At 74.0% G+C, this 10058-nt stretch carries 11 protein-coding genes; 3 read left to right on the forward strand and 8 right to left on the reverse strand.

Going from position 1 to position 10058, the window contains the following annotated elements:
* Positions 1–138: 138 nt before the first annotated feature.
* Genes K6I34_RS22950 through K6I34_RS22960 form a run of 3 tightly spaced genes read right to left on the reverse strand, consistent with a single transcriptional unit; the run spans position 139 to position 3058 of the window.
* A complete protein-coding gene (locus K6I34_RS22950; RefSeq protein ID WP_229328226.1) occupies positions 139–948 on the reverse strand; it encodes an ABC transporter ATP-binding protein in 810 nt (269 codons plus the stop codon).
* 8 nt (positions 949–956) lie between these two features.
* Positions 957–2027: an iron chelate uptake ABC transporter family permease subunit gene (locus K6I34_RS22955; protein ID WP_229328217.1), complete on the reverse strand. Its 1071-nt coding sequence runs from the start codon at positions 2025–2027 to the stop codon at positions 957–959.
* Positions 2024–3058 (reverse strand): iron ABC transporter permease, encoded by a 1035-nt coding sequence (locus K6I34_RS22960; RefSeq protein ID WP_229328218.1) that lies wholly within the window; start codon positions 3056–3058, stop codon positions 2024–2026. Before K6I34_RS22960 ends, K6I34_RS22955 begins: the two co-directional genes overlap by 4 nt.
* Positions 3059–3179: 121 nt before the next feature.
* Between K6I34_RS22960 and K6I34_RS22965 the strand changes: the two genes are divergently transcribed.
* Positions 3180–3881, forward strand: coding sequence for an HAD family hydrolase (locus tag K6I34_RS22965; RefSeq protein WP_229328219.1), 702 nt, complete (start codon positions 3180–3182; stop codon positions 3879–3881).
* Here K6I34_RS22965 and K6I34_RS22970 read toward each other — a convergent pair.
* On the reverse strand, positions 3821–4138 hold the full coding sequence (locus tag K6I34_RS22970) for a hypothetical protein (RefSeq protein ID WP_229328220.1): 318 nt from the start codon (positions 4136–4138) through the stop codon (positions 3821–3823). The genes K6I34_RS22965 and K6I34_RS22970 overlap by 61 nt on opposite strands.
* Positions 4139–4293: 155 nt before the next feature.
* On the opposite strand from K6I34_RS22970, the gene K6I34_RS38385 reads away from it, so the two are divergent.
* Entirely contained in the window at positions 4294–4677 is a 384-nt protein-coding gene (locus tag K6I34_RS38385) for a cold-shock protein (RefSeq protein WP_308294042.1), read from the forward strand.
* Between the two features lie 49 nt (positions 4678–4726).
* On the opposite strand, the gene K6I34_RS22980 is transcribed toward K6I34_RS38385, so the two are convergent.
* From K6I34_RS22980 to K6I34_RS22995, 4 genes are all read right to left on the reverse strand, one after another.
* A complete protein-coding gene (locus tag K6I34_RS22980; protein WP_229328221.1) occupies positions 4727–5578 on the reverse strand; it encodes a 1,4-dihydroxy-6-naphthoate synthase in 852 nt (283 codons plus the stop codon).
* Positions 5579–5688: 110 nt separating this feature from the next.
* Positions 5689–6423 (reverse strand): futalosine hydrolase, encoded by a 735-nt coding sequence (locus K6I34_RS22985; RefSeq protein ID WP_229328222.1) that lies wholly within the window; start codon positions 6421–6423, stop codon positions 5689–5691.
* Between the two features lie 26 nt (positions 6424–6449).
* Positions 6450–6935 (reverse strand): DUF2771 domain-containing protein, encoded by a 486-nt coding sequence (locus K6I34_RS22990; RefSeq protein ID WP_229328223.1) that lies wholly within the window; start codon positions 6933–6935, stop codon positions 6450–6452.
* Between the two features lie 26 nt (positions 6936–6961).
* Positions 6962–8416: an MFS transporter gene (locus K6I34_RS22995; protein WP_229328224.1), complete on the reverse strand. Its 1455-nt coding sequence runs from the start codon at positions 8414–8416 to the stop codon at positions 6962–6964.
* A gap of 409 nt (positions 8417–8825) precedes the next feature.
* On the opposite strand from K6I34_RS22995, the gene K6I34_RS23000 reads away from it, so the two are divergent.
* Entirely contained in the window at positions 8826–9704 is an 879-nt protein-coding gene (locus K6I34_RS23000; protein ID WP_229328225.1) for a DUF3027 domain-containing protein, read from the forward strand.
* Positions 9705–10058: the final 354 nt, after the last annotated feature.

The following is a 10058-nucleotide window of genomic DNA, read 5'->3' on the forward strand; positions in this document are numbered from 1 at the left end:
ATGGAGTACGGCTCCCCACGGGAGGTGGCCGCACGCACCGCGTTTCAGGTTCCGGCCGTAGGCCCCTCCCCCGGCCCACCCGACCACCCAGGGGCGCGGGGAACTGCGCGAGAAGCGACCACCGGCCCGCAGACAAAGTCACCCGGAAAAACCCCACGGCGAGGCCGGAACCACCAGCGGACCCCCCGTCACCGGGTCAGCGATCACCACCGACTCCAGGCCGAAGACCTCGCGCACCAGAGAAACCGTCACCACCTCCGACGGCGGCCCCTCCGCCACGATCCGCCCCGCCCGCATCGCTATCAAGTGGTCCGCGTAGCGCGCCGCCTGGTTGAGGTCGTGGAGGACGGCCACCACCGTCCGCCCCCGTTCGTGGTTGAGGCGGCGGCACAGGTCGAGGACCTCCACCTGGTGGGAGATGTCCAGATACGTCGTGGGCTCGTCCAGGAGGAGCAGGTCGGTCTCCTGGGCCAGGGCCATCGCGATCCACACCCGCTGCCGCTGGCCGCCGGAGAGCTCGTCGACGGAGCGGTCCGCGAGGGCCGCCGTACCCGTGTGGGCCATGGCCTCGGTGACGGCGCGCTCGTCCTCGTCCGACCACTGCTGCCACCAGCGCTGGTGCGGCTGGCGGCCGCGGGAGACGAGGTCGGCGACGGTGATGGACTCCGGCGCCACGGGGGACTGCGGCAGCAGGCCCAGCGAACGGGCGATCTCGCGCGTGGGGATGCGGGCCAGCTCGGTGCCGTCGAGCAGCACGGCACCCCGCACGGGCTTCAGCAGCCGCCCCAGCGACCGCAGCAGCGTGGACTTGCCGCACGCGTTCGGGCCGACGACGACCGTGACCGCGCCGTCGGGTATCGCCAGGTCGAGGCCGTCCACGACGGTCCGGTCCTCGTAGGCCAGCGTCAGGTCCCGGGCGGTGAGCCTGGCCCCGCCGACAGCCGTCATCGTCTCCGTCACGCGTTACCTCCAGAACGACCCGTACGGCCCCTGACCAGGAGCCAGATCAGATACGGCGCGCCGACCGCCGCGGTCAGCACACCCACCGGCAGCTGCGTCGGCGCGAACAGCTTGCGGCCCAGCAGATCGGCCACGACCACGATCACCGCGCCCGTGAGCGCCGCGCACAGCAGCGGGATCTGGGCCGTGCGCGTCATACGGCGGGCCAGCTGCGGGGCGAGCAGCGCCACGAAGTCGACGGGCCCGGCCGCGCCGGTCGCGATCGAGGCCAGGACCACGCCGAGCGCGGCGAGCCCGAGCCGTACCCGGTCCAGCCGTACGCCCAGCGCGGTCGCCGTGTCGTCGTCCATGGACACCGTGCGCTGCGCCCGTGCCGCCCAGCACACGCAGGGCGCGAGCAGGAGCAGGGCCCAGGCGACGGGGACGGCCTCGGCCCAGCCGCGGTCGGCGAGGGAGCCGGTCATCCACACCTTGGCCTGCTGGGCGACCAGGTAGTCGCCCTTGGTCATGAAGAGGTTGGTGACCGCGCGCAGCGCGACCGCGAAGCCGATGCCGATGAGCACGAAGCGGCCCGCGTGCATCCCGCCGCGCCAGGCGAAGGCGTAGACGAGGGCGGCCGCGAGCAGTCCGCCGAGCACGGACACGTACGGCAGCACCGCGTACGAGGTGACGCCGAACGTCAGCGCCCCGACGGTCAGCGCGCTCGCGCCCTGGGTCACGCCGATGATGTCGGGGCTCGCCAGCGGGTTGCGGGACACGGTCTGGATCAGCGCCCCGGCCACTCCGAAGGCCGCCCCGACCAGCAGGCCGACCGTCATCCGGGGGAGCCGGAAGGTGCCGACGGTCAGTTCCTGCGGCGACGGCTGTCCGAGGACGACCTTGAGCACCTCGGACGGTGCCACGAAGGACTGCGCCCAGCACAGGTAGGTCAGGCACGCGGCGGCCAGCAGCACGGTCAGGGCGGTGGCCACGCCGGCCGCGCGCCGGTGCACGAGGAACGAGCCGCGGCCCGCGCGGACGACGGCGTACCCGGCGGGGACACCACGACGGGCGGAGGTGAGTGTCATGCCGCCACCGCCTTCTTCCGGCGCACCAGCGCGATCAGGAACGGCACCCCGATCAGCGCGGTCATCACCCCCGACGGCACCTCGCTCGGCGGGAAGACGACGCGGCCGACGGTGTCGGCGACGAGCAGCACCACGGGGCCGAGGAGGGCGGACATCGGCAGCAGCCAGCGGTGGTCGGTGCCGACGAGCGCGCGGGCGATGTGCGGCACGGCGAGGCCGACGAAGGCGATCGGTCCGGCCGCCGCGACGCCCGCGCCGGTGAGCAGCGTGGCGCCGACGCCGCCCACGATGCGTACGGCGGCGACGTTCTGCCCGAGCCCCTTGGCGACGTCCTCGCCGAGCGCGAGCGCATCCAGGCCGCGGGCCACGCAGAACACCAGCACCATGCCCACCAGCAGGAACGGCCAGAGCTTGCCGGGGATGCCGGTGTCGAGGGAGGGCAGCGTGCCGACCTGCCAGAACCGGAACCGGTCCAGGACCGCGGCGTGCGTGGTGAGCACGGCGTGCACGACGGACAGCAGCAGCGCGTTGATCGCGGCTCCGGCGAGCGCGAGCTTGACGGGGGTGGCCCCGCCGCGGCCGCGTGCCGCGATCGCGTAGACGGCGACGGAGGCGAGGGCCGCCCCGCCGAACGCCCACCACACGTAGCCCGCCAGCGACTGCACGCCCGCGAGCGTCATCGCGACGACCACGCCGAGCGAGGCGCCGTGGCTGATGCCGAGGACGCCGGGGTCGGCGATGGGGTTGCGGGTGATGCCCTGGAGTGCGGTGCCCGCGACGGCGAGCGCGGCGCCGACCATCAAGCCGACGACGGTGCGCGGCAGCCGCATCTCGCGGACGACGGCTCCCGCCGCGCCGGGCGCGTCGTGCCAGAGGGCGTCGAAGACCTGGGCGGGCGCGGTCGTGCGCGCTCCCACGGCGAGGCTGAACAGCACCGCGGCCAGCAGGGCGACGGCCGCCGCCGCCGTCCAGCCGACGCGGCGCCGGACCCGTGGGGACCGGGGGCTGCTGATCGGGACGGCGGCTGACATCGCTCCCACTTCATGTCGTACGGGGTACACGGCCCGTGAACGGTGGGGCGCGTGGCTCGCAAGAGGGTCAAGTTAGGCGACGCTAAGTGTACGGGTGGGGCATCACGGCAGAATGTGGGGCATGACCCTGCAACCGCGGCACCCCGGCGCACCCCGGTTCGACCGGTTCACTCAGTTCACCGTCGGCTTCGACCTCGATCTCACCCTGATCGACTCCGTACCGGGCATCAGGGCGGCCTACGAGGCCCTCGCCGCGGCCACCGGCACCGAGATCGACGTCGACCTGGTGTGCAGCAGGGTGGGGCCGCCGCTGGAGCAGGAGCTGGCCCACTGGTTCCCCGCCGAGCGGGTCGACGAGGCCGCCGACCGCTACCGCGCGCTCTACCCGTCCGTCGCCGTCGAGGCGTCGCCCGCGATGCCCGGGGCCCGCGAGGCGCTCGCGGCGGTACGGGAGCTGGGCGGCCGGTCGGTCGTCGTCACCGCGAAGTACGAACGCAACGCGCGCTTGCACCTGACGCACCTCGGCCTCGCGCCGGACGCCGTCGTGGGCGACCTGTGGGCCGAGGCCAAGGCCACCGCGCTGCGTGCGCACGGGGCGGCGGTCTACGTCGGCGACCACGTCGGTGACGTGCGTGGCGCGCGTACGGCCGGGGCGCTGTCCGTGGCGGTGGCGACCGGGCCGTGCGCGGCGGAGGAACTGCGCGCCGCCGGGGCGGACGTGGTGCTGGCCGGCCTCACGGCCTTCCCGGAGTGGCTGCGCGGTTACCGGGACGGGGCCGGGCCGCTCCCGGACGGCACGGAGGAGAGCGCGGCCCGCGCCTGACGCCGCTGCGCGGCCACGGCCCGCAGCACTCCGGCGGCCGCGATCAGGAAACCCGCCCCCATGAGCATGCTGACGAAGTACGCTGCCGTGGGCAGCGGTTCGGCGCCCAGGAACAGCGGGGCGACCGTCGCCAGGGTGGCCACCGCACCGACGAGGAAGACGATGGCGCCGATGCGTACCAGCAGATCCCCGTCCCGGGGAGTTTCACTACTCACCCGACCAGGGTAGATCCCTGGTCGTCGGCATGGTGGCCCCATCGCCGCACGGAAAAGGACGTCTTGTCACGGGGCCCGGGACCATTAGCCTTGGAGTAGCGGGTCTTACGACCCGCTGTAGTGCTATCAAGAGCTGTTTTTCCGTTGATTGCAGACCCTTTCCGTATTTCCGACGAGACACGAGGACGAGGACAGACGTGCCTACCGGCAAGGTCAAGTGGTTCAACAGTGAGAAGGGCTTCGGCTTTCTCTCCCGCGACGACGGCGGAGACGTCTTCGTGCACTCCTCGGTGCTCCCGGACGGGGTCGACGCCCTCAAGCCCGGACAGCGGGTGGAGTTCGGCGTCGTCGCGGGTCAGCGCGGTGACCAGGCCCTTTCCGTGATCCTCCTGGATCCCGCACCCTCGGTGGCGGCGGCCCAGCGCCGCAAGCCCGACGAGCTCGCCTCCATCGTCCAGGACCTGACGACCCTCCTGGAGAGCGTCACCCAGCAGTTGGAGCGCGGTCGTTACCCCGACAAGGCCCACGGCGCCAAGATCGCCGGAATGCTGCGGGCGGTGGCCGACCAGCTGGACGTCTGATTCGTTCCGCACAGGAAGAGGCCGGCCGCCGCCCGTCGAAGGGCCGTGGTCAGGCGAATTCCAGCGCGTCCGGGCCGAGGGGCGGTACGAGTCCCTCGGCCGCGGCGCGCGTCAGCAGCCCGCGTACGGCGGCGTAGCCGTCCTCGCCGAGGCCGGCCGTGAACTCGGTGACGTACAGCCCGATGTGGGCCTCGACCACGGCCGGGTCCGTCTCCTGGGAGTGCTCCAGGACGTACGGGCGGGACGCCTCCGGGTCCTCCCAGGCCATCTGCACGGACGTGCGCGCGGCCTGCGCCAGTTCGCGCAGCGTGGCCGTGCCCAGTGAGCGCTTGGCGATGATCGCGCCGAGCGGGATGGGCAGGCCGGTGGTGTCCTCCCAGTGCTGCCCCATGTCGGCCAGGCGGTGCAGCCCGTACTGCCGGTACGTGAAGCGGGCCTCGTGGATGACCAGACCCGCGTCCACCTTGCCCTCGCGGACGGCGGGCATGATCTCGTGGAACGGCAGCACGACGACCTCGCCGACGCCGCCGGGCACCTCGGCGGCGGCCCACAGCCGGAAGAGCAGGTAGGCCGTCGAGCGCTCGCTCGGCACGGCGACCGTCTTGCCGGACAGGTCCGCCGCGACGCCAGGCTCCCGGGTGAGCACCAGAGGGCCGCAGCCGCGGCCCAGGGCACCGCCGGTGGGCAGCAGGGCGTACTCGTCCAGCACCCAGGGGAGCACCGCGTACGACACCTTGAGCACGTCGAACTCGCCGCGCTCGGCCATGCCGTTGGTGATGTCGATGTCGGCGAACGTCACGTCGAGGGCGGGGGCGCCGGGGACGCGGCCGTGGGCCCAGGCGTCGAAGACGAAGGTGTCGTTGGGGCAGGGCGAATAGGCGATCTTGAGCGGCTCGCTCATGAGTCTCTCCTCGCGGTCTTGTGTGCCGGTGTGCGCCTACCGGGGTGCGTCTTGCGCTGCGCGCGCGTCTGCGGGTCGGTGGGGGCTGGCCGCGCAGTTCCTCGCGCCCCTTACGGGGCGCCCCCGGCGAGGGCCCCGGGAAGGGCGCCGAACGCTTTCGTCAGCGCCTGGAGCGCTTCCCCGATGCGCCAGGCGGCGCGGTCCCGTGGGCCCACCGCGTTGGAGACCGCGCGGATCTCCAGCGCCGGTACGCCGTGCGCCGCGGCCGCCTCCGCCACGCCGAAGCCCTCCATGGCCTCGATCAGCGCGCCGGGGCGCAGGGCCGCCAGGGCGCGGGCGCGCTCGGCGGAGCCGGTCACCGTCGAGACGGTGAGGATCTCGCCGCGCTGTGCGCCGGTCGCGGTGGCCACGGCGTGGACGAGGGACTCCGGCGGGCGGTGTTCGACCGTGCCGAAGCCCAGGTCCGTGACGGGGACGAAGCCGTCGGGCGTCTCGGCGCCCAGGTCGGCCGCGACGATCGCGTCGGAGACGACGACGGAGCCGACGGGCGCGCCCGCCGTGCCGTCGGTGAAGCCGCCGCCGATGCCCGCCGAGACGACCAGGCCGTACGGGGCGCCCGCGAGCGTGGCGGCCGTCAGCGCGGTCGCCGCCGCGGCGGCCGCGGCCGCGGGGCCGACCCCGGCGGCCAGTACGTCCACGGCGAGCGGCGCCGTCACGCGGTGCAGGACGTAGCCGCCCGGCACCGCGATCTCCACGGCCTCCATGGTCCCCGTCGCGGCGGAAGCCACGCCGCGGACGACCGCGTCACGTTCCGCCGCGACGGCGGTGACGACGAGTACGCGCATCAGCGGGTGCTTCCCTCCGGGAGCCGTCAGCCGTTGTCCAGCTGGAGCTTGACGCTCCACACGCCGTTCTTGCTGATGACGGACAGCACCGTGTCCTTCGACAGGGTGGAGCCGCCCATGGGGGACGGGACGGCGAAGAGCCGCTGGCCGTCGAGCGTCGCGTACGTCAGCTTGGTGTTGTTGTTCTGCTGCTGGTTGCTGCTGACGACGAACCAGCCCTCGTCGGCGATCTTCGGGTCGACGCCGACGTGGACCTTGTCGCCCGGCTTCACCTTGACGGTCTTGGCGGAGTCGGAGGGCTGCTCCTTGAGGCACTTCTCAAGGCCGGCCTGGTCGAGGGCCTTGTCCTCGTCGAAGCAGGCGGCCTCGGTCTGCACGGTCGTCGAACCGACGGTAACCGTCGCCAGGGGCGTCGGCTTGTCGCAGGCGGAAAGGGCGAGGAGCCCGAAGGCGACGGCCCCGACGGCGGCAGCGCCGCGGCGGCGCCTGCCCTGGAAAAACGCAACGGTCATGCGGGCAGGCTATCGGGCCCGTCCACTCACGCCACGCGCGGGTGCGGCGAGCCGCGCCTCGCCGCCGTCAGCAGCCCCCGTACGGCAGTCGCCACGCCCAGCGCGAGCACCGCCGAGGCCACCGACATGCCCAGCACTCCGTGCAGCGGCAGCACGATGCCGATCGCGCCGCCGACCACCGAGGACATCTGGAGCAGCGTCTCGGAGCGGGCGAACGCGGACGTCCGCACCTCCTCCGGCACGTCCCGCTGGATCAGCGAGTCCAGCGACTGCTTGGCCAGCGCCTGCGCGATGCCCGCGGTGGCCGCCACCAGCGCCACGAAGAAGGCGTTGAAGAACACCGCCGTGACCACCGTGACGCCCAGGGCCAGCGACAGCACCAGCGCGATCGTCTTCTCCGGGCCGCGCGAGCGCAGCAGCGCGCCTATCGCCGTGCCCAGGGCGTTGCCGGCGCCCGCGGCGACCGCCACGAGGCCCAGCGAGACGGCGGGGCTCAGTCCGCCGATCGGGTGCACGCGCAGCAGGAACGCCAGGAAGAAGGTGAGGAACCCGGACAACACGCGCAGCGCGCTGTTCGCCTGGAGGGCATGCAGCACCGAACTGCCGACCGTGCGCAAACCCGGCCTGGGCTGCTTCGTCCGTTGCTTCGCCCGCTGCCCGCCCGGCCCGCGGCGACGCCAGGCGAACCGGTCCGTCACCGCCGTACGCCGCCGCTCCAGGGCGGGCCGCAGGTGGGGCCGGTGTTCGCCCGAGACCAGGCGCGCCCGCGCCTCGCCCTTCGCCGAGTCCACCTTGTGCGGCAGCGAGAGGGACAGCACCGTGCCCAGCACGAACACGAGGAACGCCCCGTACAGCGGCCACGCGGCCCCCAGCTGGTGCAGCCCCGCGCCGAGCGGGGCCGCCACTCCCGTGGCGAGCAGCCCGCCCAGGGTCACCCGTGAGTTCGCCTTCACCAAGGAGATGCGCGGAGGCAGCAGCCGGGGCACGACGGCCGACCGCACCACCCCGTACGCCTTCGACGCCACCAGCACGCCCAGTGCCGCCGGATACAGCTCCAGGCCGCCGGTCGCCACCGCGCCCGACATCGTCAGCGCCAGCACCGCCCGCGTGACCATCGCGCCCGCCATCGCCGCCCGGCGGCCGTGCGGCAGCCGGTCCAGCAGCGGCCCGATCACCGGGGCCAGAAGGGTGAACGGCGCCATCGTGACCGCCAGGTACAGCGCCACCCGGCCGCGCGCCTGGTCCGTGGGCACCGAGAAGAAGACCGTGGAGGCCAGCGCCACCGTGATGAGCATGTCGCCCGCCGAGTGCACCGCGTGCAGCTCGATCAGCTTGCCGAGCCCCGACTCGCCCGCGCCGTGCGCGTGCGTGGCCCGGCGGACACCCCGCCCGGCCCAGACGAACGGGGCACGCAGCACGCGGCCGACGCCCCGGCCCGCACGGCGGAGCGGGCCGTTCTCGGCTGACCGGATGGCTCCCACCACGCCATCTTGCCCCAAGCGGAACGGCGCACGGCACTCCGGACGGCCGCCGGGGGCGCCCCCGGCGGACTCGCGGACACGGCAGCCACTCCCGCGCCGGTCCGCCGCGACACGCCTCCCGGCGCACCTCCGGGCGCGCCTCCCGGAGGTCCGTCCGGGGGCTCGCCGAAGCCCGGGTATACCCGGGGTCCCCCGTCGGGGTAGCGTGCGTCTCGCGCCACTGGCGGTCGTTCTTGGCCGCGCCCCGGGTCACGATCCCGCAGAATGGAAGTGACCAGGTGCGCCCGAGGCCGTTCGGGCGCGGACGTCGACGCGGCCCTGCGGTCCGCTCCGTCCGCGGACCCGGCCGCTCGGCCGGCGCACTCGTGAGACGGCGTGGAAGAGAGAATCGATTCTTGTGAGTGCTGCGATGCGAAGCCGTACCCCGGACCGCTTGTGCGCCGAGGCGGTCGAACTCGCCCGTACGGCCGCCGAGGAAGCGGCGCTGCCGGGCATGGTCGGCGACCACATCGAGGCCGTCGCCGACGGGGACCGCGTCGTCACGCACTACTTCGCCTGCAAGGCCCCCGGCTACCGCGGCTGGCGCTGGGCCGTCACCGTCGCCCGCGCCTCCCGCGCCAAGGCCGTCACCCTCGACGAAACCGTCCTGCTGCCCGGCCCCGACGCGCTGCTCGCCCCCGAATGGGTGCCCTGGAGCGAGCGCCTGCGCCCCGGCGACATGGGCCCGGGCGACCTGCTGCCCACCGAGGCCGACGACCTCCGCCTGGAGCCCGGCTGGAGCGGCGAGGACGAGGCCCCGCCGAACTCCGCGCTGGCCGAGGAGATGGACCGCCTCGGCGACCAGGAGGACGCCGACGTGACCGTCGGCTCGCCCGCCGCCCAGGCCGCGCCCCCCGCCCGCGGCTCCATCGCCGCCGTCGCCGAGGAGCTCGGTATGCGGCGTGCGCGCGTCCTGTCCCGCTACGGCCTGTACTCCGCGGCCGACCGCTGGGACGAGTCCTACGGCCAGAAGACCCCCATGGCCCAGGCCGCCCCCGCCTCCTGCGTCAGCTGCGGCTTCCTCGTCCGGCTGGGCGGCCAGCTCGGCCAGGCGTTCGGTGTCTGCGCCAACGAGTTCGGCCCGGCGGACGGTCACGTCGTCTCCCTCACCTACGGCTGCGGCGGCCACTCCGAGGCCGCCGTCATGCCGAAGGCGCCGAAGGCGCCGGAACCGGTGATCGACGAGACGCGGGTCGATCCCCTGCCGCTCCGGGGCGAGCCCCTCGACGAGGAGCTCGGCCACTCCTGACCCTTGCGCTCCGCCCTTGCGCTCCGCGCACGGCAGCAGGTCCGGTGGGGGCTGGTCGCGCCGTTCCCCGCGCCCCTGAAAGCCGCCCACGAGCTCGGTGGGCTGGGCTCGTCTGGCGGGTGCGGACCGTCCGTGGTTGCTCGCGCAGTTCCCCGCGCCCCTAAAAGCCGCCTGCGGGCTCGGTCGCCCGTGTCCGTCCGGCGGCTGCGGGTCGTCGCTGGTTGCTCGCGCAGTTCCCCGCGCCCCTGGCGGGGCGCGCCCGACGGGGCGCGACCTGGACGGGCGGAGAGCCGACAACCGGCGTAGGCGCCCCCTACCGGCAGTCGACGTCCGGTGGAGGGGGCGGGGCCGGAG

The sequence above is a fragment of the Streptomyces sp. UNOC14_S4 genome (assembly GCF_020740835.1).
Taxonomy (GTDB): domain Bacteria; phylum Actinomycetota; class Actinomycetes; order Streptomycetales; family Streptomycetaceae; genus Streptomyces.